This is a genomic window from Ectopseudomonas composti (assembly GCF_001567565.1).
In the GTDB taxonomy this organism is placed as follows: Bacteria; Pseudomonadota; Gammaproteobacteria; order Pseudomonadales; family Pseudomonadaceae; genus Aquipseudomonas; species Aquipseudomonas composti_A.
The window spans coordinates 245,183-267,124 of the sequence record NZ_LSSW01000028.1 but is presented as its reverse complement, the minus strand read 5'-3'; the positions used below and the strand labels follow the sequence as shown (position 1 = coordinate 267,124).

The window sequence follows — 21,942 nt, the reverse complement described above, 5'->3', positions numbered from 1 at the left end:
CGGCAAAGCCGTCGCGGCGTCATCGAGGGCGGCAACAGAATAGCCGAAGCCCTCCTTACTGCAAGCGCCCGTGCCGGACGCCGCCTGCTATCAGCCGATCTGACCGTGGCAGTGCTTGTACTTCTTGCCCGAGCCACAAGGGCACGGCTCGTTACGTCCGACCTTCTGCTCGGCACGCACCGGCGCAGCGGCAACAGCGACGTCGCCCTCCTCGGCCTTGCCCTCTTCAGCGGCCAAGGCCGAAGCGTCAGCGTGCTGGAACTCCATGCGCTCGGCCAAGGCCTCGGCTTCGCGGCGCAGGCGAGCTTCCTCTTCGGCCGGGTCTTCGCGGCGAACCTGCACATGACCGAGCACGCGGATGGTGTCGCGCTTGATCGACTCCAGTAGCTCCTGGAACAGGGCGAAGGACTCGCGCTTGTACTCCTGCTTCGGGTTCTTCTGCGCATAGCCGCGCAGGTGAATGCCGTGACGCAGGTGATCCATGGTCGACAGGTGGTCTTTCCACAGGTCGTCCAGCACGCGCAGCAGAATCTGCTTCTCGAAGGTACGCAGGGCCTCGGCGCTGGCCTGGGTTTCCTTCTCGTTGTACGCCGCCAGCAGCTCGGCGAGGATGCGCTCGCGCAGGGTTTCCTCATACAGCTTGTCGTCTTCGTCCAGCCATTGCTGGACCGGCAACTTGATGCCGAAATCAGTCTGCAGAGCGGACTCCAGACCCGACACATCCCACTGTTCCGGCATCGATTGCGGCGGAATATGGCTGTTGATGGCGGCGGTCAGCACCTCTTCGCGGAACTCGGCGATGGTGTCGCCGACGTTCTCCGAAGCCAGCAGGCTGTTGCGCATGTGGTAGATCACCTTGCGCTGCTCGTTGGCCACGTCGTCGAACTCGAGCAGTTGCTTACGCATGTCGAAGTTGCGGCCCTCGACCTTGCGCTGGGCCTTCTCGATGGCGTTGGTGACCATGCGGTGCTCGATGGCCTCGCCGGATTGCATGCCGAGCGCCTTCATGAAGTTCTTCACCCGGTCGGAGGCGAAGATGCGCATAAGGTTATCTTCCAGCGACAGGTAGAAACGGCTGGAACCCGGGTCGCCCTGACGGCCGGAACGACCACGCAGCTGGTTGTCGATACGACGCGATTCGTGGCGCTCGGAGGCAATCACGTGCAGGCCGCCTGCTTCGATCACCTGCTGGTGACGCTTCTGCCACTCGGTCTTGATCTGCGCGATCTGCTCATCGGTGGGGTTTTCCAGCGCCGCGACTTCAACTTCCCAGTTACCGCCCAGCAGGATGTCGGTACCACGACCGGCCATGTTGGTGGCGATGGTCAGCGCACCCGGACGACCGGCCTGGGCAATGATCTCGGCTTCCTTGTCGTGGAACTTGGCGTTGAGCACCTTGTGCTCGATGCCTTCCTTGTCCAACAACTGGCTGACGTACTCGGACGTTTCGATGGTCGCGGTACCCACCAGGATCGGTCGGCCCTGAGCCTGGCAATCCTTGATGTCGGCGATGATCGCCTGGTACTTCTCTTCCTGGGTCAGGTAGACCAGGTCGTTGAAGTCCTTGCGCGCAACCGGCTTGTTGGTCGGGATGACCATGACGTCCAGACCATAGATCTGACGGAATTCGAAGGCCTCGGTATCAGCGGTACCGGTCATGCCGGACAGCTTGTTGTAGAGACGGAAATAGTTCTGGAAGGTGGTCGAGGCCAGCGTCTGGCTCTCGGCCTGGATGTTCACCCCTTCCTTGGCCTCGATGGCCTGATGCAAACCCTCGGAGAGGCGGCGACCCGGCATGGTGCGCCCGGTGTGCTCGTCGATCAGGATCACCTGGCCGTTCTGCACGATGTACTCGACATTGCGATGGAACAGCTTGTGCGCGCGCAGACCGGCGTACACATGCGTCAGCAGACCGAGGTTGTGTGCGGAGTAGAGGCTTTCACCTTCGGCCAGCAGGCCGACAGCAGTGAGCATCTCTTCGACGTACTGGTGGCCAGCCTCGTTGAGCTCGACCTGACGGGTTTTCTCGTCGACCTTGTAGTGACCTTCCTGAGTCACCACGCCTTCCTCTTCCTCGATGTGCTGCTTGAGGCGCGGGATCAGCTTGTTGATCTCGATGTACAGCTTGGAGCTGTCTTCGGCCTGACCGGAAATGATCAGCGGGGTACGCGCTTCGTCGATGAGGATGGAGTCGACTTCGTCGATCACGGCAAAATTCAGCTCGCGCTGGAACTTGTCTTCCAGGCTGAAGGCCATGTTGTCGCGCAGGTAGTCGAACCCGAATTCGTTGTTGGTGCCATAGGTGATGTCGGCAGCGTAGGCCGCGCGCTTTTCTTCCGGCGGCTGGAAGGGCGTGACGATGCCAACGGACAGACCGAGGAACTCATACAGCGGACGCATCCAGTTGGCATCGCGGCGGGCCAGGTATTCGTTGACCGTGACCACGTGTACGCCCTTGCCGGACAGTGCATTGAGGTAGACCGCCAGGGTACCGACCAGCGTCTTGCCCTCACCGGTACGCATCTCGGCAATCTTGCCTTCGTGCAGGGTCATGCCACCGATCAGCTGCACATCGAAGTGGCGCATGCCCATCACCCGCTTGCCGGCCTCACGGGCCACGGCAAAGGCTTCGGGAAGCAGCTTGTCGAGCGTTTCGCCCTTGGCCAGACGGCCCTTGAACTCTTCGGTCTTGCCACGCAGTTGCTCGTCCGAGAGGGCGATCATCTGCTCTTCGAGGACGTTGACGGACTGCACCGCCTTGAGCATGCGTTTGACTTCACGCTCATTCTTGCTTCCGAAAAGTTTTTTAAACAGAGGCGCAAACATATCGACAGGATCTTCCGGCGAATGGATGGAGGTCGGCGCAAATCGCGACCTGGCAGCCAGCATGGCTGCGGGCGAAGGGGGCATTCTACTCGGAAAAACCGAGGAGGAAAGTGACGTTGTCAGCCCATTGCTGCCGCGTGATGGCGCAGGCCACGCATCCCCGGCAAATCAGGAGCGCGGCGTGAAACGTTATATGAGGGTCGCATGCTGGCAATTCAAGGGCAGCACGAAAGCGGCATGCTTACTCGACGCCGTTGGCACGCGCGATGTACAGCGCTGGATTGACCTGACGGCCATCCTTGCTGACTTCGAAATGCACGTGATAACCGGTGGAGCGACCACTGCGACCGACCTTGGCGATGGTCTGGCCACGCTGCACCAGATCACCGATCTGCACGATGTTGCTCTGGTTGTGGGCGTAGAGGGTGACGTAACCGTCGGCATGGCTGATTTCCACCACGTTGCCATAGCCATTCTTCTTGCCAGAAAACGTGACCACACCGGCGGCCACCGACACCACATCGCTACCGGGCTTGGAGGCAAAATCGATGCCCTTGTGGACGCTGACGCGACCGGTCAGCGGGTGTACCCGACGGCCGAAAGGCGACGACACATAGCCCTGCAAAACCGGACGACCGGAAAGTGTCTCAGCCTCGCTCAGGCGACGCTCGCCAAGCAACTGCTCCAGCACTTCCAACTGCTGCTCGCGGCTGTCCACTCGCAGCGCCAGATCGTCAAGCGCACTCATGAAAGGTGGCGGCGCATAGGCCGAAGCACCCAGCGCGTCTTCCGCACCGCCCTGGCCGACCCCGAGGGAAAAATCGAATTCGCCCGCATCCAGCTCCGCCAGTTCGGTGAGACGCTCACCCAGGGCATCGAGCCGGGTCAGACGCGCCTGCAACTCCGCGACGTGCACGGCGAAGGCGTCGAGCTGACGCTGAGCGTCCTGGCGTACCACACCGACCTGCTCGCGCTGCTGGTCCAGCGCCTTGACCAGCGAGGTGTCGAGCACAGGTTCGGTGGTCAGCCACTTGGCGCCCAGCGCGGCGCCGGCGCCGAGACTCAGAACCAGCAGCAGGGCCGCCGACAGCAGCAGCCAACGCAGGTCCAAGTGGATCGTTCGCGCCGAACCGTGACGACTATTGAGCAAGATGATATGCATGGCTTCCCCTTTTCGCAGAACACAGGCCGGCAGCACGCTCTGCTACCATGACGGCTCTGCAACTTAAGGCTTCCTGCCATGACGTTTCGTCCCTTGCCGGCCCAGGCACCCGCTAAGCTGTTACGCGAAGCAAAGCCCCTGAAAGCGCTGTTCGGTCAGGCGCAACGCCTTACCCACCTGCAGCGTCTTGTAGAAAGCCAGCTACAACCTGCCGCCCGAGAACACTGTCATGTAGCGTCCTGGCGTGAAGGTTGTCTGCTATTGATCGTGACCGATGGCCACTGGGCAACACGCCTGCGTTATCAGCAAAGAAGACTGCAACGCCAACTGCAGGCACTCGAAGAATTCGCGACCTTAACGAAAATCCTGTTCAAGGTGCAACCTCAAGCCGGCCAGAATCGCGGAACCGGTCGCACCCTGCACTTGTCCAATAGCGCCGCTCAAAGCATCCAGGCGACGGCCGAAGGCATCAGCGACCCCAGGCTACGCGCGGCTCTGGAGCGTTTGGCCAGTCATACGCAGAAGGACGAGTAAGCCCTCGCTCCGTTCGTCGGCAAACGTCATTTTTTCGCACTCGTCAGACAAATGGCGTCAGAAATCTTCCAAATGCTTGCCGGCAGTTGAACGGCACGCCATAAAAAAGGCCACCCGAAGGTGGCCTCAATTGAAGCTGGAAAGAGAGTTCGCTTACACCGCCGCAACCGGGCGCATGTAAGAGATCGGCGCGAGTGTGGCGTCCTCGAAGGTCACCATTTCCCAGGCATCGGTCTGCTCGATCAGCGTACGCAGCAAACGATTGTTCAGTGCGTGACCCGACTTGAAGCCCTTGAACTCGCCGATCAGGCTGTTACCCAGCAGGTACAGGTCGCCGATGGCATCGAGAATCTTGTGTTTGACGAATTCGTCCTCGTAACGCAGGCCGTCTTCATTAAGCACGCGATATTCGTCGACCACGATGGCGTTTTCCACACTGCCACCAAGCGCCAGGTTCTGCGAACGCAGGAACTCGATGTCACGCATGAAGCCGAAGGTGCGGGCCCGGCTGACTTCCTTGACGAAAGACGTGCTGGAGAAATCCACACTGGCGCTCTGCGTGCGATTGCGGAACACGGGGTGATCGAAGTCGATCTCGAAGCTCACCTTGAAACCGTCGAAAGGCACGAAGGTGGCGCGCTTGTCGCCCTCCTCCACGGTCACCTCACGCAGGATGCGGATGAACTTCTTCGGCGCGTCCTGCTCCTGCAGGCCAGCGGATTGAATCAGGAATACGAAGGGACCGGCACTGCCATCCATGATCGGCACTTCGGACGCGGAGAGCTCGACGTAGGCGTTATCGATGCCCAGGCCTGCCATGGCCGAAAGCAGATGCTCTACCGTGTCCACCTTGACATCACCATTGATCAACGTAGTCGACATGGTGGTTTCACCGACATTCCCGGCCGAGGCGCGGATTTCCACGACAGGGTCGAGATCGGTACGACGAAACACGATACCAGTGTCCACCGGAGCCGGCTTCAGGGTCAGGTAAACCTTTTCCCCCGAATGCAGGCCAACGCCGGTGGCACGGATGATGTTCTTCAGGGTGCGTTGTCTGATCATGGCTTGGCCGCTATATCGCTAGTTGCGAATTGTTTTCAACAATGGTCGGGAATGATAGCAGAACCGACCTTTGCTGAACACCAATCACCCATATACTCCTGATACATTCCATCAATCGGCCTGGCGACGCAGGAAAGCCGGAATATCCAGGTAATCGAGATCGTCCTGGGTATTGAGCTTGGCTGCAGTGGCCGCGCCGCTGTGGCTCTGACGCTGTACGGTCGGACGCTCGTAGTCCTTGTAGTTGACCGACTGCTCGCTGCGCGGCTGCGCGGCAGGCTGCTGGGCAACTGGCTGGCTGACGGCGACCTGAACGGTGTTGTCGACCACCTTGACCGGTTTCTCCATGCGCGCGCCGAGACCGGTGGCGACGACAGTCACGTGCAGTTCGTCGCGCATGTCGGCGTCGATCACGGTGCCGACCTTGACGGTGGCGTGCTCGGAGGCGAACTGCTCGATGATGTTACCCACGTCGGAGTACTCACCCAGGGACAGGTCAGGACCGGCAGTGATGTTCACCAGGATGCCACGGGCGCCCTGCAGGTTGACGTCTTCGAGCAGCGGGTTGCGGATGGCCGCCTCGGTGGCTTCACGCGCACGGTTCGGACCGCTGGCGCAGCCAGTGCCCATCATCGCCATGCCCATTTCGCTCATCACGGTTTTCACGTCGGCGAAGTCGACGTTGATCATGCCCGGACGCTTGATGATGTCGGAGATACCGCGCACGGCACCGGCCAGCACGTCGTCAGCCTTGGCGAAGGCGGACAGCAGGCTGGCATCCTTGCCGAGGATGGTCAGCAGTTTTTCGTTGGGAATGGTGATCAGCGAGTCGACGCTCTCGGACAGCGCGCGGATGCCCTCATCGGCGATGACCATGCGCTTCTTGCCTTCGAACGGGAACGGGCGAGTGACCACGGCCACGGTCAGAATGCCCAGCTCCTTGGCCACTTCGGCGATGACCGGTGCGGCACCGGTACCGGTACCACCGCCCATGCCGGTGGTGATGAACACCATGTCGGTGCCAGCCAGCACTTCAGCGATGCGCTCGCGATCTTCCAGCGCGGCCTGACGACCGACTTCCGGATTGGCGCCAGCGCCCAGGCCCTTGGTCACGCCTGGGCCGAGCTGCAGCACGGTACGTGCGCCGATGTTCTTCAGCGCCTGCGCATCGGTGTTGGCGCAGATGAACTCGACGCCCTCGATGTTGCTGACCGCCATGTGATTGACTGCGTTGCCGCCGCCACCACCGACACCGATTACCTTGATGACCGCGCTTTGCGGAATGTTATCTACTAGTTCGAACATGATCCCTCTCCTTCCTTTCTAGTTGTAACGCCTACTGCAAATTTAGAAATTGCCTTGCACCCAACGCTTGATGCGTTCGAGTACCGGGGTTTTGCTCTCGTCCTGGTAAGGACTGCCCACCGACATGGAAATGCCGTCGTTCTGCTTCTGCAGCCCGTACAACAGCAAGCCCACACCGGTGGAATAAATCGGGTTGCGCACGACGTCAGCCATGCCCTTGACGCTATGCGGCACGCCGAGACGTACCGGCATATGGAAGATTTCCTCGGCCAGCTCGACCGCACCTTCCATCTTCGCCGTACCGCCGGTCATGACGATGCCGGCAGGAATCAGGTCTTCGTAGCCACTGCGGCGCAGTTCGGCCTGCACCAGAGTGAACAACTCGTCGTAACGCGGCTCGACCACTTCGGCCAGCGACTGGCGCGACAGGTCGCGCGGCGGGCGATCACCGACGCTCGGTACCTTGATGGTTTCGCCGGCACCGGCCAGCTTGGCCAGGGCACAGGCGTAGCGGATCTTGATTTCCTCGGCGTACTGAGTCGGCGTGCGCAGGGCCATGGCGATGTCGTTGGTAACCTGGTCACCGGCAATCGGGATCACCGCGGTGTGACGAATCGCACCCTCGGTGAAGATGGCGATATCGGTGGTGCCACCGCCGATGTCCACCAGACACACACCCAATTCCTTCTCGTCTTCGGTCAGCACCGAGTACGCGGATGCAAGCTGCTCGAGGATGATGTCGTCGACTTCCAGACCGCAGCGGCGCACGCATTTTTCGATGTTCTGCGCGGCGTTCACCGCGCAGGTGACCACGTGCACCTTGGCCTCCAGGCGCACGCCAGACATGCCCAGCGGCTCGCGCACACCTTCCTGGTTGTCGATCACGTAATCCTGCGCCAGGGTGTGCAGCACCCGTTGATCCGCCGGAATGGCCACGGCCTGCGCGGCATCAAGCACGCGCTCGATATCGGCCGGGCTCACTTCGCGGTCACGGATGGCGACGATGCCATGGCTGTTCAGGCTGCGGATGTGATTGCCGGCCACGCCGACAAACGCCGAGTGGATACGGCAACCGGCCATCAGCTGCGCCTCTTCCACGGCGCGCTGAATCGACGCCACGGTCGACTCGATATTGACCACCACGCCCTTCTTCAGCCCGCGCGACGGATGGGTGCCGATGCCGACGATTTCCAGCTGGCCGTCGGCCGTCACCTCGCCCACCAGCGCCACCACCTTGGAGGTGCCGATGTCCAGGCCAACGATCATCTTGCCGCTCTGCGCGCTACTCATTTCATCCTGCCTCTTCTCAATTCACTTTCTGCTCGGCCGCAGCCGGCTCCACCGGCTCACGCCAGCCCACGGCCAGGCCGTTGGCATAACGCAGGTCGATGCGCGCGATATTCGCGCTCTGTTCTTTCAGTTCCCGCTCGTAGATCGCGGCGAAGCGACGCATTTTTTCCACCACGTGATCACGTCCCAGCAGGATGTCGATGCGCTGGCCGCTGGCATTCTCGGTCGCCGAGAGGAACCAGCTGCCGCGCTCACGCAACTCCAGGCCGACCACGGTAAACCCCATCGGCCGCAGCAACTGGCTGAGCATCTGGTATTGCTGCATTACCTTGGGCTGCGCACGCTTGGGACCGGACAGCTGCGGCAGATGCTGGTAGTTGTCGACTTCCTGCGGTGCAAAGGCCTGACCCTGGTTGTTGAGCAGAGCCTCGTCACCCCAACGGGCGATGGGCAGTTGTTCTTCCAGGCTCACGTCGATCTGGTCCGGCCAGACGCGACGCACTTCGGCGTGAGCGATCCAGGGCATGCGCTCCAGCTCTTCGCGCATGCCGCGCAGATCGACGCTGAAGAAGCTCGCCTCGATGAATGGGGCGATCCGCCGCTGCACCGCCTGCTGACTGACGTAAGCCAGATCCCCCTGCACGCTGATGCGCGCAATCGGGCGATCGGCGTAAGGCAACAGACGCTGCGCGCCTTCGTAGGCGGCAAAGCCCAGACCGACCAGCAGCAGCGGCCAGAGCAAGCGACCGACCCAGGAGAAATCCGCCTTGGGCAGGCGCAGGCGCATCGGCTCCTTGGCCACCAGACGGCTGGCGCCACGCGGCGCGGGCTTGCCGCGTTGCGGAGCCCTCAGCGAGTCCTGATGACGAAGCGCGATGCTCATCGCTTAACCCCTCGCCTCGACGCTGTCAGCCAGGATCGCCAGCACCAGTTGCTGGAAATCCAGACCGGCAGCACGCGCGGCCATCGGTACCAGGCTGTGATCGGTCATGCCCGGTACGGTGTTCACTTCCAGCAACCAGAACTGGCCGCTGGCATCCTGCATTACATCGGCGCGCGCCCAACCCTGGGTGCCCACGGCTTCGCAGGCGCGTGCAGTCAGGGTCTTCAGCTCGGCTTCCTTGTCAGCAGACAGGCCGCAGGGAATGCGGTACTGGGTGTCATCGGCCAGGTACTTGGCGTCGTAGTCGTAAAAGGTGTGCGGGGTGCCGAGCCCAATGGGCGGCAGCACTTCACCACGCAGCACGGCGATGGTGTATTCGGGGCCGGCGATCCACTGCTCGACCAGCACCTGGCTGTCGTAGCGTGCGGCGTCCTGCCAGGCAGCGATCAGCGCCTCGACGTTTTCCACCTTGGCCATGCCGATGCTGGAGCCTTCATGGGCCGGTTTGACGATCAGCGGGAAGCCCAGCTCGGTGGCTGCAGTCTCGCAGTCGGCCTGCGAAGTCAGCACGGCGTGACGCGGCGTCGGCAGGCCGAGGCTGTGCCAGACCTGCTTGGTGCGCAGCTTGTCCATGGCCAGTGCAGAGGCGAGGATGCCGCTGCCGGTGTAGGGAATGCCGGCGCATTCGAGCAGGCCCTGCATGGAGCCATCCTCGCCACCGCGGCCGTGCAGCACGATAAAGGCGCGGTCGATCTTCTCGCTGTTCAAACGGGCCAGGAAATCGTCGCCGACGTCGATGCCGAAGGCGTCAACACCCGCAGCCTGCAGGGCGCCGAGCACGGCGTTGCCGGACTTCAGCGACACTTCGCGCTCGGCACTCTTGCCGCCGAACAGCACGGCGACGCGACCGAAGGTCTTGGGATCGAGGGTACTGTGCAAACTCATTTCGACTCCCCCACGAACAGCGGGTGCTTGATCAGTTGCGGCGCCACCGAGCCGATATCGCCCGCGCCCTGGCACAGCAGAATGTCGCCGGCACGCAGCAGCGGTCGCAGCAGCGGCGCCAGGTCGACACCCCGTTCGACATAGATCGGATCGAGCTGGCCGCGTTGACGGATGCTGTGGCACAGCTGACGGCTGTCGGCACCCGGAATCGGTTCTTCACCGGCCGGATAGACCTCCACCAGCAGCAGCACATTGGCCTCACCGAGCACCTGCACGAAGTCGTCGTACAGATCACGGGTGCGGCTGTAGCGGTGCGGCTGGTAGACCATCACCAGACGACGCTCCGGCCAGCCACCGCGCACGGCCTTGACCACAGCGGCGACTTCGCGCGGGTGATGACCGTAGTCGTCGACCAGCATCACGCTGCCACCGTCCACCGGCAGCTCGCCATACACCTGGAAGCGCCGGCCAACGCCCTGGAAGCCCGACAGGCCGGCGACGATGGCAGTGTCATCGATGCCTTCGTCGGTGGCGATGGCGATGGTCGCCAGCGCGTTGAGTACGTTGTGATTGCCCGGCATGTTCACCGACACATCCAGCGGCTCGCAGTCAGGGCGCAGCACGGTGAAATGGGTACGCATGCCTTCCTGACGAACGTTGATCGCACGCACGTCGGCGTCTTCGGCAAAACCGTAGGTCATGGTCGGCCGGCCCACCTGCGGCAGCAGCTCGCGCACCACCGGGTCGTCCACGCAGAGCACGGCCAGGCCGTAGAAAGGCAGGTTGTGCAGGAATTCGACGAAGGTCTTCTTCAGCTTGTTGAAGTCGCCGCCGTAGGTGCTCATATGGTCGGCGTCGATATTGGTGACCACCGAAACCATCGGCTGCAGATGCAGGAAGCTGGCGTCACTCTCGTCGGCTTCGGCAATCAGGAAGCGGCTGGAGCCAAGCTGGGCATTGGTGCCGGCGGCATTCAGGCGACCGCCGATGACGAAGGTCGGATCGAGACCGCCAGCGGCGAATACCGAGGCCAGCAGGCTGGTGGTGGTGGTCTTGCCGTGAGTGCCGGCCACGGCGATGCCGTGGCGGTAGCGCATCAGCTCGGCGAGCATCTCGGCGCGCGGCACCACCGGAATACGGCGTTCCAGTGCGGTGGCGACTTCCGGGTTGCTGGTGTTGACCGCACTGGAGACCACCAGCACGTCGGCATTCTCGGCATTCTCGGCCGCGTGGCCGATGAAGATCTGCGCGCCGAAGCTCTTCAGGCGCTCGGTCACGGCCGAGGCCTTGAGGTCGGAGCCGGAGACTTCGTAACCCAGGTTCAGCAGTACCTCGGCGATACCGCACATGCCCACACCGCCGATACCGACGAAGTGGATGCGGCGGATACGGCGCATGCGCCGCACTTCAGCCTTGACTGCAGCAGGAGACTTAGCCACGCACCACCTCCTGGCAGATGTCGACCACCGTGCGGGTTGCATCGGGCTTGGCCAGGCGACGCGCGGTGGCGCCCATGACATTGAGTTTTTCCAGGTGCATCAGAACCTCGGTGAGCTGCGCGGCAAGCGTGTCCGCGTCAGTGGCATGTTGCGCAAGAAGGACAGCTGCGCCCTCCTTCGCCAGATATTCGGCATTGCGGCTCTGGTGGTCGTCGATCGCGTGCGGCAACGGCACGAGAAACGATGGCAGCCCCGCTGCGGCCAGTTCGCTGACAGTCAGCGCGCCAGCGCGGCAAACCACCAGATCGGCCCAGCCATAAGCACGCGCCATGTCCTTGATGAAGGGCGCGACCTCGGCTTCGACCGCGACATCGCGATAACGCTCCGCAGTGATTTCGGCATGCTGCTTACCGGCCTGATGAAACACTTGCGGACGTATGTCAGCGGGAATTTTCCCCAGCGCGGCCGGAAGCAATTTGTTCAGCGGCTCGGCTCCCAGGCTGCCGCCCAGCACCAGCAATTTCGGCTTGCGGCCAACCAGCGGTTCGCGCGGCGTTTCCAGGAACAACTCCTCACGCACCGGGTTACCGGTAGTGCGCCGCTTGTCGGACGCGGCGAAGGTGTTCGGGAAGGCCTCGCAGATGCGCGCGGCGATACGCGACAACAGGCGATTGGCGGTGCCGGCGACGGCGTTCTGCTCATGGATCACCAGCGGCACACCCGCCAGGTGAGCAGCCAGCCCGCCCGGACCAGTGACGTAACCGCCCATGCCGAGCACACAGACCGGCTGCAGCTCACGCACGATGCGCCGTGCCTGCAGCAGCGAACGCAGCAGCTGGAACGGCGCCTTGAGCAGCGACAGCTTGCTCTTGCCGCGCAGACCGCTGACGTTGATCAGGTGCAGAGGCAAGCCGGCTTGCGGCACCAGCTCGTTCTCGATACCACGCGGCGTCCCCAGCCAGTGCACGCTGTAACCGCGCGCCTGGAATTCGCGCGCGCAGGCCAGCGCCGGGAACACGTGCCCGCCAGTGCCGCCCGCCATGATCAGGACGTTACCGCGCATGGGCGACCTCCTGGCTCGGCTCGACGAAGTCGTCTTCGCTGAACTCGATGTCCTCGTTGCCCAAGACGTTGCGCTGCTCCCACTCGATACGCAGCAGCACTGCCAGACTGACGCAGCAGATCACCAGCGACGAACCGCCATAGCTGAGGAACGGCAAGGTCAGGCCCTTGGTCGGCAGCAGGCCGGTGTTCACGCCGATATTGATCAAGAACTGGCCAATCCACAGGAACGACAGCCCGTACGCCACGTAGGCGGAGAAGTACTGCTTGGCCTTCTCGGCCCACAAACCGATGTACAGGCCGCGCACGCAGACGAACACGAACAGCGCCAGGGTCGCCAGCGAGCCGACCAGCCCCAGCTCCTCGGCCAATACCGAGAAGACGAAGTCGGTGTGCGCCTCGGGCAGGTAGAACTGCTTCTGGATGCTGTTGCCCAGGCCAACACCGAACCATTCGCCACGGCCGAAGGCGATCAACGCCTGGGTCAACTGGTAGCCGGAACCGTACTGGTCGGCCCAGGGGTCGGTGAAGGTGATCAGACGCTGCAGGCGATACTCCTGGGTCTGCACCAGCACGAACACCGCACCGACTGCCAGCGCCACCATCAGGCCGAAACGCAGCATGCCAACGCCACCGAGGAACAGCATGGCCATGGCCGAGCCCATCATCACCACGGTGGCACCGAAGTCCGGCTCCAGCAGCAGCAGGCCGGCCATTGGCAGCAACACCACGAACGGCTTGAAGAATCCCATCCAGCTCTCGCGCACTTCTTCCTGGCGACGCACCAGGTAGCCAGCCAGATAAACCACCACGAAGACCTTGGCGATCTCCGATGGCTGTACGTTGAAGGCGCCGAAGCCGATCCAGCGCCGCGCACCGTTGACCTCGCGGCCAATACCGGGAATCAGCACCAGCACCAGCAAACCGATGGCCGCCAGCAACAGGATCCAGCCGTAGCGCTGCCAGAAGCTCATCGGAATCATCAGCACCACGCCGGCTGCGCCCAGACCGATGACTAGGTAAATCAGATGGCGGATCATGTGATACAGCGGATTGCCGGACAGCGCCGCAGCCACTTCCGACGACGCCGAGGTGATCATCACCAGCCCCAGACCGAGCAGGCCCAGGCAGCCAGCGAGCATCGGGAAGTCGAGATCCAGGCCGCGACCGAACAACGGCGAGGGGCGAACGCGCAAGAAGGCCAGCATCAGTTCAGCCCTCCCACAGCCTGGGCGAACAGGCGCCCGCGTTCTTCGAAGTTCTTGAACATGTCGAGACTGGCGCACGCTGGCGACAACAGGACGGCATCACCGCTCTCGGCCAGTTCGCTGCAACGCTGCACGGCTTCATCGAGCGTTGCCACCCGCACCAGCGGCGTGGCATCGCCCAGAGCCTCGGCCAGGCGCTCGGCATCTCGACCGAGCAGCACCACGGCGCGGCAGAATCGTGCGACCGGAGCCTTAAGTGCAGAGAAGTCGGCACCCTTGCCATCGCCGCCGGCGATCAGCACCAGCTTGCCGGCGATATCCGCGCCGAGGCCTTCGATGGCGGCCAGCGCGGCACCGACGTTGGTGGCCTTGGAATCATCGTAATAGTTCACGCCGGCGCGCTCGCCGACCCACTGGCAGCGATGCGGCAAACCGGTGAACTGACGCAGGGTGGCGAGCATGGCCTCCATCGGCAGGCCGACGGCGTGACCGAGCGCCAGCGCCGCCAGAGCGTTGGACTGATTGTGCGCACCGCGAATCTTCAGCTCGCTCACCGGCAGCAATGCCTCGAAGCGAAACGCCAGGGACTTCTCAGCGTTCTCGTCGAGCAGGCCGAAGCGCTTGAAATCAGGTTTGCCCAGGCCGAACTCCCAGCTGGTCACCTGGTCGGCGATCAGCGGACGCGACAGTGCGTCATCACGGTTGATCACCACCTGACGGGCACCGCGGAAGATCCGGTGCTTGGCCAGATGATAGGCCGGCAGGCCGCTGTAGCGGTCCATGTGGTCTTCGCTGATGTTCAGGCAGGTGGCCACTTCAGCGTTGAGCTGGTCAGTGGTTTCCAGCTGGAAGCTGGACAGTTCCAACACGTACAGCTCGACATCGTCGGCCAACAGATCCAGCGCCGGGGTACCGAGGTTGCCACCGACGGCGACGCGCTTGCCGGCCGCAGCAGCCATCTCGCCCACCAGGGTGGTGACGGTGCTCTTGGCGTTGGAGCCGGTAATGGCAATGATCGGCGCCTTGGCATGGCGCGCGAACAGGTCGATATCACCGGACAGCTTCACCCCGCGCGCAGCGGCTTCAGCCAGCGCCGGCGTGGCCACGGCCAGGCCAGGGCTCACGTGCAGCTCCGAGGCGCGACAGAGGAAATCCACGTCCAGCTCGCCGCAGCGTACTTCCACCTGCGGGTACTCGCGCGCCAGCGTTTCCAGCTCCGGCGGGTTCGCGCGCGTATCGGCCACGGCAAAGCGCACGCCCTGGCGCGCCAGAAAGCGCACCAGGGACATGCCGCTCTTGCCGAGGCCGACAACGATGCGGAACTGGTCGGAAGCGATCAACGACACGCGCAATTACCTCAGTTTCAGGGTGGCAAGGCCGATCAACACGAGAATCACGGTGATGATCCAGAAACGGACGATCACGCGCGGCTCGGGCCAGCCCTTGAGTTCGAAGTGGTGGTGGATCGGCGCCATGCGGAACACGCGCTTGCCGGTCAGCTTGAAGCTGGCGACCTGGATGATCACCGACAGGGTTTCCATGACGAACACGCCACCCATGATGAACAGCACGATTTCCTGACGGACGATCACGGCGATGGTGCCCAGCGCGGCGCCCAGCGCCAGCGCGCCGACATCCCCCATGAATACCTGCGCCGGATAGGTGTTGAACCAGAGAAAGCCCAGACCGGCACCGACCAGCGCGGCGCAGAACACGATCAGCTCACCGGCGCCCGGCACGTAGGGGATCAGCAGGTACTCGGCGAAATTCACGTTGCCCGACAGGTAGCAGAAGATGCCCAGCGCGCCCCCGACCATCACGGTCGGCAGAATGGCCAGACCGTCGAGGCCGTCGGTGAGGTTGACCGCGTTGCTCGAGCCGACGATGACGAAGTAGGTCAGCACCACGAAGCCGATGCCCAGCGGGATGCTCACGTCCTTGAGCAACGGCAGGATCAGGGTGGTCTCCACCGGGCTTTGCGCAGTCATATAAAGGAAGAAGGCGGCGCCCAGACCGAATACCGACTGCCAGAAGTACTTCCAGCGGCTCGGCAGACCACGCGAGTTCTTCTCGATCACCTTGCGGTAGTCATCGACCCAGCCGATGGCGCCGAATGCCAGGGTCACGGCCAGCACCACCCAGACGTAACGATTGGACAGGTCGGCCCAGAGCAGGGTGCTGACGGCGATGGCGGTGAGAATCAGCGCACCGCCCATGGTCGGCGTGCCTTTCTTCGACAGGTGCGACTGCGGACCATCGTTGCGCACGGACTGGCCGATCTGACGTATCTGCAGGGTGCGGATCATCCACGGCCCGAGCCACAGCGACAGCGCCAGGGCGGTGAGCACGCCGAGGATGCCGCGCAGGGTCAGGTACTGAAAGACCGCGAAGCCCTTGTGGAACTGTTGCAGGTACTCCGCCAGCAGCAGCAGCATTTTAGTGTTTCTCCCCAGATACGCCGCACAGCGCCGCCACGACCTTGTCCATGGCAGCGCTGCGTGAACCCTTGATTAGTAGTGTGCTGCCGGCCTGCTCGGCGCGAAGCGCTTCGATCAGCTCGGCCTGGTCGGCAAAGTGACGGCCTTTTGAGCCGAACTCCTCGACCGCATGCTGCATAAGCGGGCCAACGGCATACAGCGCGTCCACCTTGCCTGCCGCGTGGCGGCCGACATCACGGTGGCCCTGTTCGGCCCATTCGCCCAGCTCGCCCATGTCCCCCAGCACCAGAACGGTGCGACCGGAGAAGCCGGCGAGTATATCCACCGCCGCACACATGGACACGGGGTTGGCGTTGTAACTGTCATCGATGACCCGCACGCCATTGCCCGTCAGCTGCGCTACGGCGCGGCCCTTGACCGGCTGCAGGTTTTCCAGCCCCTGCACCATGGCGACCAACGGCATGCCCAGGGCATGAGCCGCCGCGCAGGCAGCCAGTGCATTGGCCACGTTGTGCTCGCCCAGCAGATTGAGCTGAATGCGCGCGCTACCCATCGGGCTGCGCAGGGTGAAGCCCTGACAGCCGCGCTCGTCGCGAGCCAGATCGCTGCCATGGAAGTCAGCGCGGGTATCGCGCAGGGCGAAGCTGCTCACCTTGCGCCCATCAACACGGCGCTGCCAGGTGACGAAGGCCTTGTCATCCAGGTTGAGCACGGCCACACCCTCATGCGGCAGCCCCTCGAGAATCTCGCCCTTGGCCTCGACAATCTTTTCCGGACCACCGAATTCACCGACGTGGGCGTTACCGGCATTGGTGATGATCGCCACCTGCGGCCGGGTCAGGCTGACGGTGTAGGCGATCTCGCCAACATGGTTGGCCCCCAGCTCGATCACCCCGGCGCGATGCTCCGGCGCCAGTTCCAGCAGGGTCAGTGGCGCACCGAGATCGTTGTTGAGGTTGCCACGGGTGGCCAGTACCGCGCCGTTCAAACCAGCGCGCAGGATCGCGGCAAGCATTTCCTTGACGCTGGTCTTGCCACTGGAGCCGGTCACGGCAGCCAGCGGGCCGCTGAAGGCCTGGCGATTCAGTGCGCCCAGCTGACCAAGCGCCATGCGGGTGTCGGCCACCAGCAACTGCGGCAGCGGCGCATTCGCCACTTCGCGCTCGACCAGCGCCGCTACGGCGCCCTTGGCGGCGACCTCGGCCAGGTAGTCATGACCGTCGAAACGCGGCCCGGTCAGCGCCACGAACAACTGGCCCGCGGCGATAGTGCGGCTGTCGCTGCCCACGGCGGAGAACGCCACATCGGCGCCAATCACGCGGGCGTTCAGGTCAGCGGCTACGTCGCTGAGCAACCAGGGCTTAAGCATGAGCCGCCTCCCAGGCCGCCAGGGCCTTGTTCGCTTCGATCAGGTCGGAGAACGGCTGACGCACACCCATGATTTCCTGGTAATCCTCATGCCCCTTGCCAGCCAGCACCAGCACGTCGGCGGCCTCGGCCTGGGCGACCAGCCGCGCGATGGCATCGCCACGGCCATGAATGAACTGCACCTGCTCCGGCGCTACGAAGCCAGCGCGGATATCGGCAACGATCTGCTCCGGCGCCTCGCTGCGAGGGTTGTCATCGGTGACCCACACCGCATCGGCCAGGCGCTCGGCTACCGCCGCCATCAGCGGGCGCTTGCCGCGATCACGGTCGCCGCCGCAACCGAACAGGCAAAGCAGGCGTCCTTCGACGTGCGGGCGCATGGCCTCGAGAACCTTCTCCAGCGCATCTGGGGTGTGTGCGTAATCGACCACCAACAGCGGCTTGTCGCCGCCACCGAGGCGCTGCATGCGGCCAGCCGGCCCCTGCAGTTGTGGCAGCACCTTGAGAATCTCGTCGAGGCCGTAGTCCAGCCCCAGCAGCGCACCGACCACCGCCAGCAGGTTGCTGAGGTTGAAGCGGCCGAGCAGATTGCTGCGCAGCATGCCTTCGCCACGCGGCGTGACCAGGCGTGCACGCACGCCGTGATCGTCGAAGTGCGCTTCGCTGCAATAAAGGAAGGCGCTGGCGTCGTTCAGGCTGTAACCGATCAGGCGCGACTCATGCCTCTGCGCGGCCAGCTCACGACCGAAGGCGTCATCGAGGTTGATCACCCGGCCGCGCAGATTCGGCCAGGCGAACAGCTTGGCCTTGGCCGCACCATAGGCTTCCATGCTGCCGTGGTAGTCGAGGTGATCACGCGACAGGTTGGTGAACACCGCAATATCGAATTCCAGCGCCGCGACACGGCCCTGGTCCAGACCATGGGAAGAAACCTCCATGGCCACCGCACGGGCACCGGCCTGCTTGAGCGAGGCCAGGGTCGCCTGCACGCCAACCGGATCGGGCGTGGTGTGCTTGCCCTGTTCCAGCGCGCCGTGGAAACCGTTGCCCAGCGTGCCAACGATGCCGCAAGGCTGGCCGAGCAGATCCAGCGCCTGCGCCAGTAGCTGGCTGACGCTGGTCTTGCCATTGGTGCCAGTGATCCCGACCAGATGCAGAGCGCGGCTCGGCTCACCATAGAAACGCCCGGCAATGGCGGAAAGCTGCTTGGCCAGACCTTTTACCGGAACCAGCACGGCACTCTCTGCGTGCATGGGCGGAGCGTCCTGGGCCTCGAAGGCGACCGCCGCCGCACCGCGGGCGATGGCGTCGGCGATATGCACGCGGCCGTCCTGCAGAGTGCCAGGCACGGCCAGGAACAGATCCCCCGGACGCACCTTGCGGCTGTCGAGGGTCAACTCACGAATCAGCACACCGCCTTCGGCAGCGGGCAGCAATTGATTGAGCGACATGGGCATCAGTTACGCCCTCCCTGACTGACGGCAGCCATCTTCTGCTCGGGCGGCGGCAGATTGTCTGGCGCGATATTCATCAAGCGCAACGAGCCGGCCATCACACGGCTGAACACCGGCGCGGAAATCAGGCCGCCGTAATAGGCGCCCTTGCCTGGCTCGTCGATGACCACCACCAGCGCAATGCGCGGGTCCTGGGCCGGAGCGAAGCCAGCGAACAGGGAACGATAGGCGTTGGTCCGGTAGCCTTTGGCCCCGGCATTGATCTTGCGCGCAGTGCCGCTCTTGCCCGCGACGTGGTAACCCGGCACCTGGGCGCGGAACACGCCACGCGGCGCCTCGATAACCTGCTGCAGCATGCCTTGCACGGTCTTGGCCACGTTGGCTGGAACCACCTGCATCGCACCAGGCTTCTCATCCACGCGAATCATCGACAGCGGCGTCATGCTGCCGCCATTGGCCAGCGCCGCATAGGCGTGCGCCAGCTGCACGGCGGTTACCGAGAGACCGTAGCCGTAGGACAGCGTGGCCGTTTCGGCCTCGCGCCACTTGCGATGATTGGGCAGGTTGCCGACCCGCTCGCCCGGGAAGCCCAGCCCGGTATCACGGCCAAAGCCCAGACTGCTGAATACCTGATGCAACTGCTCGCCGCCGACATCGAAGGCGACCTTGCTCATGCCGACGTTACTGGAGTTGATCAGAATACCGGTCAGATCCAGCGCTGACCCCTGCGTATGGGACACGTCACGAATGGTATAGCGACCGATCTGCAGCGTGCCATTACCGACCTGCACCACATCGCTGGGCTTCCAGCGACCGGTTTCCAGGGCAGCAGCCATCGACAGCGGCTTGATGGTCGAGCCGGGCTCGAACACATCGATCATGGCGCGGTTACGCATGGCCGCCGGCGTCAGGTTGCGGCGGTTGTTGGGGTTGTAGGTGGGATGGTTGACCATCGCCAGCACTTCGCCGGTTTTCACGTCGACCATCACCAGGCTACCGGCCTTGGCATCGTTTTCCAGCAGCGCATTGCGCAGTTCACGATGAGCCAGGTACTGCAGGCGCAGGTCAATCGACAACGCCAAGGACTTGCCGGCCTTGGCGTTCTGCGCAACCTGCACATCCTTGATCAGCTTGCCGCGGCGATCCTTGAGTACCTGACGCTTGCCCGGCACACCGGCCAGCCAGTCTTCGTAGGCCAGCTCCATGCCCTCGCGACCACGGTCGTCGATATCGGTGAAGCCAACGACATGAGCAGCCACTTCGCCCGCCGGGTAGAAACGACGGAATTCTTCGATGGCGTAGACGCCCGGCACTTTCAGATCCAGCACACGCTGACCGTTCTCCGGGGTCAGGCCGCGCACCAGATACATGAACTCGCGTTCCTTGTTCTGCTCCAGGCGCTCGGCGAAGCTCTTCGGCTCCTGCCCCAGAGCCGCCGCCAGTGCCGGCCACTGCTCGCGACCGGCCTGCAGTTCCTTGCCGTTGGCCCACAAGGTGGTCACCGGCGTACTGACCGCCAGTGGCTCGCCGTTACGATCAGTGATCAGGCCACGGTGCGCCGGGATCGGGATATGCCGCACGCTACGGGCGTCGCCATGCGCCTTGAGGAAATCATGGTCGAGCACCTGCAGGTCGAGCATGCGCCAGGCGATGGCGCCGACCATCAGTGCCAGCAGCGCCAGCACCAGGCGGAAACGCCAGGGGTAGAGTGCACCTTCGAGACCGATCATGGACGCACCATGCGCACGGCGGCAGGGTCGGGGATATGCATTTTCAGCTGTTCGCTGGCTAGCGCTTCGATGCGATTGTGCGCAGTCCAGGTACTCTGCTCGAGAATCAGTCGGCCCCACTCGGCCTGCGCCTTGTCACGCACGCTCAGTTCGCCATACAGCTCGTTGAGCAACTGACGATTCCAATGCGCGCTGTAGGACACCGCCACGGCCGAGACCAGAATGGCGACAAACAGCAGCAGCATCAGGAAGCTGCCGCCGGGCATGGATTTGATCAGCCGGCGGCTCATCGCAACTTCTCCGCGATGCGCATCACCGCGCTGCGCGAGCGCGGGTTGACCTTGAGCTCGGCATCGCCAGCATAGACCGGCTTGCCGATCAGCTTGAGACGCGGCTCGAAGGCCTTTGGAATGATCGGCAGGTCCCGCGGCAGCTTGTCCGCCTCGCCCTTGGCCTGACGCTTCATGAACTGTTTGACGATCCGGTCTTCCAGCGAGTGGAAGCTGATCACCACCAGACGACCGCCAACCTCGAGGGTCTCCAGCGCCGCTTCGAGGCCGCACTCGAGATCGCCGAGCTCGTTGTTGACGTAAATACGGATGCCCTGGAAGGCACGGGTCGCCGGGTTCTTGCCCTTTTCCCAGGCTGGATTGGCATCGGTCAGCACTTTCGCCAGGTCGGCAGTGCGCGTGAACGGCTGTTCCGCGCGGCGCTGCACCACGGCTCGCGCCATGCGCTTGGCGAAACGTTCCTCGCCGTAATCCTTGAGCACGCGCGCGATTTCATCCTCGTCCGCCGTGGCGATCCAGTCAGCAGCACTGACGCCGACATCCGGATTCATGCGCATGTCCAGCGGGCCATCATTGAGGAAACTGAAGCCGCGCTGCGGGTCGTCCAGCTGCGGCGAGGACACGCCAAGGTCCAGCAGGATGCCGGAAACCTGGCCAGAAATGCCGCGGACAACAGCTTCCTCGCCAAGTTCCGCAAAACTGCGCTGCACAACGACAAAGCGGCCGTCTTCGGCCGCCAATGCTTCCCCGGTGGCTATCGCCAGGGGATCTTTGTCGAACCCCAGCAGCCGCCCGTCTGGCCCGAGCTGCTGCAAGATGAGTCGACTATGCCCACCGCGTCCGAAGGTGCCATCCATGTAGCGACCATCGCCGCGCACAGCCAGCCCCTCGACAGCCTCGTCGAGCAGCACGGTGATATGGCGGAAGGTGCTATCGGTCATGG

At 63.4% G+C, this 21,942-nt stretch carries 18 protein-coding genes; 1 reads left to right on the top strand and 17 read right to left on the bottom strand.

Annotation, left to right across the window (positions count from 1 at the left end; genetic code table 11):
• Positions 1 to 90: 90 nt before the first annotated feature.
• Together secA and PCLY_RS16020 are read right to left on the bottom strand one after the other, a co-directional pair.
• Complete coding sequence (gene secA, locus PCLY_RS16025) at positions 91 to 2,826, bottom strand: preprotein translocase subunit SecA (RefSeq protein WP_061240627.1); 2,736 nt, start codon at positions 2,824 to 2,826, stop codon at positions 91 to 93.
• A gap of 241 nt (positions 2,827 to 3,067) precedes the next feature.
• Positions 3,068 to 3,988 (bottom strand): M23 family metallopeptidase, encoded by a 921-nt coding sequence (locus PCLY_RS16020; protein ID WP_061240626.1) that lies wholly within the window; start codon positions 3,986 to 3,988, stop codon positions 3,068 to 3,070.
• 78 nt (positions 3,989 to 4,066) lie between these two features.
• Here PCLY_RS16020 and PCLY_RS16015 point away from each other — a divergent pair, with 78 nt between their 5' ends.
• Positions 4,067 to 4,522 (top strand): DUF721 domain-containing protein, encoded by a 456-nt coding sequence (locus tag PCLY_RS16015; RefSeq protein ID WP_061240625.1) that lies wholly within the window; start codon positions 4,067 to 4,069, stop codon positions 4,520 to 4,522.
• Between the two features lie 153 nt (positions 4,523 to 4,675).
• Here the strand turns inward: PCLY_RS16015 and lpxC are convergent, their stop codons facing one another.
• From lpxC to rsmH, 15 genes are all read right to left on the bottom strand, one after another.
• Positions 4,676 to 5,587 (bottom strand): UDP-3-O-acyl-N-acetylglucosamine deacetylase, encoded by a 912-nt coding sequence (gene lpxC, locus PCLY_RS16010; protein ID WP_061240624.1) that lies wholly within the window; start codon positions 5,585 to 5,587, stop codon positions 4,676 to 4,678.
• Positions 5,588 to 5,698: 111 nt separating this feature from the next.
• A complete protein-coding gene (ftsZ, locus tag PCLY_RS16005; RefSeq protein WP_061240623.1) occupies positions 5,699 to 6,892 on the bottom strand; it encodes a cell division protein FtsZ in 1,194 nt (397 codons plus the stop codon).
• A 42-nt stretch (positions 6,893 to 6,934) separates the two neighbouring features.
• The gene (gene ftsA / locus PCLY_RS16000) at positions 6,935 to 8,182 is read right to left on the bottom strand and encodes a cell division protein FtsA (protein WP_017361319.1); all 1,248 of its coding nucleotides are present in this window, start codon (positions 8,180 to 8,182) and stop codon (positions 6,935 to 6,937) included.
• 16 nt (positions 8,183 to 8,198) lie between these two features.
• A complete protein-coding gene (locus PCLY_RS15995) occupies positions 8,199 to 9,065 on the bottom strand; it encodes a cell division protein FtsQ/DivIB (protein ID WP_061240622.1) in 867 nt (288 codons plus the stop codon).
• Positions 9,066 to 9,068: 3 nt separating this feature from the next.
• Positions 9,069 to 10,010 (bottom strand): D-alanine--D-alanine ligase, encoded by a 942-nt coding sequence (locus tag PCLY_RS15990; RefSeq protein ID WP_061240621.1) that lies wholly within the window; start codon positions 10,008 to 10,010, stop codon positions 9,069 to 9,071.
• Positions 10,007 to 11,449, bottom strand: a complete 1,443-nt coding sequence (gene murC / locus PCLY_RS15985; RefSeq protein WP_061240620.1) for a UDP-N-acetylmuramate--L-alanine ligase — start codon at positions 11,447 to 11,449, stop codon at positions 10,007 to 10,009. Before murC ends, PCLY_RS15990 begins: the two co-directional genes overlap by 4 nt.
• Positions 11,442 to 12,512 carry an undecaprenyldiphospho-muramoylpentapeptide beta-N-acetylglucosaminyltransferase gene (murG, locus tag PCLY_RS15980; RefSeq protein ID WP_061240619.1) on the bottom strand — a complete coding sequence of 357 codons (1,071 nt, stop codon included), beginning with the start codon at positions 12,510 to 12,512 and terminating at the stop codon, positions 11,442 to 11,444. The genes murC and murG overlap by 8 nt, the downstream gene beginning before the upstream one ends.
• Positions 12,502 to 13,719, bottom strand: coding sequence for a putative lipid II flippase FtsW (ftsW, locus tag PCLY_RS15975; protein WP_061240618.1), 1,218 nt, complete (start codon positions 13,717 to 13,719; stop codon positions 12,502 to 12,504). Before ftsW ends, murG begins: the two co-directional genes overlap by 11 nt.
• On the bottom strand, positions 13,719 to 15,071 hold the full coding sequence (gene murD / locus PCLY_RS15970) for a UDP-N-acetylmuramoyl-L-alanine--D-glutamate ligase (RefSeq protein WP_061240617.1): 1,353 nt from the start codon (positions 15,069 to 15,071) through the stop codon (positions 13,719 to 13,721). Before murD ends, ftsW begins: the two co-directional genes overlap by 1 nt.
• On the bottom strand, positions 15,072 to 16,154 hold the full coding sequence (gene mraY / locus PCLY_RS15965) for a phospho-N-acetylmuramoyl-pentapeptide-transferase (protein ID WP_061240616.1): 1,083 nt from the start codon (positions 16,152 to 16,154) through the stop codon (positions 15,072 to 15,074).
• A gap of 1 nt (position 16,155) precedes the next feature.
• Positions 16,156 to 17,526: a UDP-N-acetylmuramoyl-tripeptide--D-alanyl-D-alanine ligase gene (locus tag PCLY_RS15960; protein WP_061240615.1), complete on the bottom strand. Its 1,371-nt coding sequence runs from the start codon at positions 17,524 to 17,526 to the stop codon at positions 16,156 to 16,158.
• Positions 17,519 to 18,982: a UDP-N-acetylmuramoyl-L-alanyl-D-glutamate--2,6-diaminopimelate ligase gene (locus PCLY_RS15955; RefSeq protein WP_061240614.1), complete on the bottom strand. Its 1,464-nt coding sequence runs from the start codon at positions 18,980 to 18,982 to the stop codon at positions 17,519 to 17,521. Before PCLY_RS15955 ends, PCLY_RS15960 begins: the two co-directional genes overlap by 8 nt.
• A complete protein-coding gene (locus tag PCLY_RS15950; protein ID WP_061240613.1) occupies positions 18,982 to 20,709 on the bottom strand; it encodes a peptidoglycan D,D-transpeptidase FtsI family protein in 1,728 nt (575 codons plus the stop codon). The genes PCLY_RS15955 and PCLY_RS15950 overlap by 1 nt, the downstream gene beginning before the upstream one ends.
• The gene (gene ftsL, locus PCLY_RS15945; protein WP_061240612.1) at positions 20,706 to 20,999 is read right to left on the bottom strand and encodes a cell division protein FtsL; all 294 of its coding nucleotides are present in this window, start codon (positions 20,997 to 20,999) and stop codon (positions 20,706 to 20,708) included. The genes PCLY_RS15950 and ftsL overlap by 4 nt, the downstream gene beginning before the upstream one ends.
• Positions 20,996 to 21,940 (bottom strand): 16S rRNA (cytosine(1402)-N(4))-methyltransferase RsmH, encoded by a 945-nt coding sequence (rsmH, locus tag PCLY_RS15940; protein WP_061240706.1) that lies wholly within the window; start codon positions 21,938 to 21,940, stop codon positions 20,996 to 20,998. Before rsmH ends, ftsL begins: the two co-directional genes overlap by 4 nt.
• Positions 21,941 to 21,942: the final 2 nt, after the last annotated feature.